Origin of the sequence: Diplocloster agilis (assembly GCF_019042275.1) — a bacterium.
GTDB classification, from domain to species: Bacteria; Bacillota; Clostridia; order Lachnospirales; family Lachnospiraceae; genus Diplocloster; species Diplocloster agilis.
The window spans coordinates 1-2,213 of the sequence record NZ_JAHQCW010000084.1; the positions used below are offsets into that span (position 1 = coordinate 1).

1 protein-coding gene is annotated in these 2,213 nt (G+C 51.1%); it reads left to right on the forward strand.

Going from position 1 to position 2,213, the window contains the following annotated elements:
- The first annotated feature begins 306 nt into the window (after window positions 1-306).
- Complete coding sequence (locus tag KTH89_RS24610) at window positions 307-1,962, forward strand: sensor domain-containing diguanylate cyclase (RefSeq protein WP_238723464.1); 1,656 nt, start codon at window positions 307-309, stop codon at window positions 1,960-1,962.
- Window positions 1,963-2,213 lie beyond the last annotated feature (251 nt).

Consider the following 2,213-nt stretch of genomic DNA (forward strand, 5'->3'; position numbering starts at 1 on the left):
ACGTCCGACGGGCAAGAGCCTCTGAACCGGGAACACATCACGTGTTCCTGGTGAATAGGCTCGGTTCCTGAACCCGGCTTTCCGATTCCACTTAGCGGGCGCCAGCGTAAGCCCTCCGCGCTCCCGGAGAGACACAAAAGAATCCGGCTGCCCGGAGCATTCCGGGACACACACCGACACACACCGGTCCTTAAGCAGCGGGCATACCCAAACCCGAGGAAGAACTTCCTTTATCTCTACTGTTTGATGTAGTTATGGTGTATTCCATTGTCTATTATTAAGAAGAGATGGAAGGTGTGTGAATCAATGAAATCGATTAAGTATAAGATTGTATCCGTATTATTTACCTGTATACTGATTACGGCTCTGGCTACCGGGAGCGCCGGGATCATCAGCGCCGGTAAGGTGGTCGACACGGACACCACCCGGATCATGGGGCTTTACTGTTCCGATAAGGCCCAGAGTGTGAATAGCATCTTAAAGCATATCCAGCAATCGGTTCAGATGGTTTCCGACTACGCAGTACATAAGTTAGACGATGTCCCAAGGTTCCAGACCGATGAGGCTTATGTCAATGCCTTCACACAAACGGTAAATGACGTTCTTTTGAATTCCGCGAATCACACCGAAGGTGCGATAGCCGCTTATATCCGCTATAATCCCGATTTCACCGCTCCCACTTCCGGGTTATTCTATACCCGCCAGACCGTGGACGGAGAATTTGAAAGCACACAGCCCACCGACTTTTCCAAATATGCCGAGGATGATGTGGAACGGGTCGGATGGTACTATATCCCGATCTCTAACAATTCTCCCACCTGGCTGCCTCCTTATCTGAACCAGAATATCAATGTCCAGATGATTTCCTATATTATTCCGATCCAGATAGACGGCGTCAACATCGGGGTTGTCGGTATGGATATCAATTTTGACGTGCTGAAGACCCTGGTGGACAGTACGCAGATTTTTAAGACCGGATATGCATTTCTGACCGACAGCCAATCCGATATCATTTACCATCATGACTATGTCATGCATACCGCGCTGACCGATATCGACAGCAATTTAAACAGCCTGGCCGCCAAGCTGCAGAATCAGTCGGGTACGGACGAACTTATCTCATATACCTATCACGGGGAAAAGAAGAAGGCTTCCTTCCAGGAGCTGGCCAATGGAATGAAGCTGGTTCTGACGGCTCCCGTCAAAGAGCTAAACGCCACACGGACAGACCTGATTATTCAAATCCTCCTGATTACGATAGGAGTGAGCCTGATTACTCTGCTCTTCTCCTATCTTCTGGCGAAAAGAATGGCGCGGCCGCTCATCGAATTAAACGTAGCCGCCAAAAAGATCGCTGACGGGGACCTGGGCATCACCATCTCCCACCACTCCAAGGATGAGATCGGCACCCTGGCGGAAAGCTTCCGCAAAACAGTCAGCCAGCTAAATGAATATATTTCCTATATCAAAGGACTTGCTTATCGGGACCCGATTACCGGCGTAAAGAGCAAGACCGCTTATGTGGAGGCGGTAAAAAACCTGGAATCCCGAATGCAGATCGAACAGCCGAGTTTCGCGGTGGCGGTTTTTGACATTAATAATCTGAAACGGGTCAATGACGAGTACGGCCATGATATGGGCGATATGCAGATCATCGCGGCCTGCAAAATCATTTGTAAAGTATTCAGCCACAGCCCCGTGTACCGGATCGGCGGCGACGAATTTGTCGTTATACTGACAGACCAGGGCCTGATAGACTGTCTGCCGCTTCTCGATCAGTTTAAGACTGCTATAAAGGAGCACAACCGTAATATCCAGGGGGATTTAGTGCTTCAGATCGCGCGGGGGATCGCTGTCTATGATTCCGCTGCGGATCTGTCCTATAACGATGTGTTCAAACGGGCGGATACCGCTATGTATCACAATAAAAATGTTCTGAAAAGCCAGCAGCAACCGTGTTAAATAACCAGACACGAACTGCCGGGGGCTGTCGCACTCACTTAGTGATAGCGTCCTTCCTGGGGGCTTCGTATGCCCGCCGCTTAGGGCTTGGAACCGCGGGCGGTATACGGGGACGCTCCGGGCGGCCGGGTTCTTTTGTATCTCCCTGGGGGCGCATAGGGCGGCTGCGAATACGCTTAGTGAAATCGGAAAGCCGGATTCAGGATGCACGGCGGACTTCACGTCCGACGGGCAAGAGCCTCTGAACCGGG

What these genes read in the sequence shown, in the direction of transcription:
- KTH89_RS24610 (WP_238723464.1), top strand. Translation starts at nt 307, where the DNA reads ATGAAATCGATTAAGTATAAGATTGTATCCGTATTATTTACCTGTATA.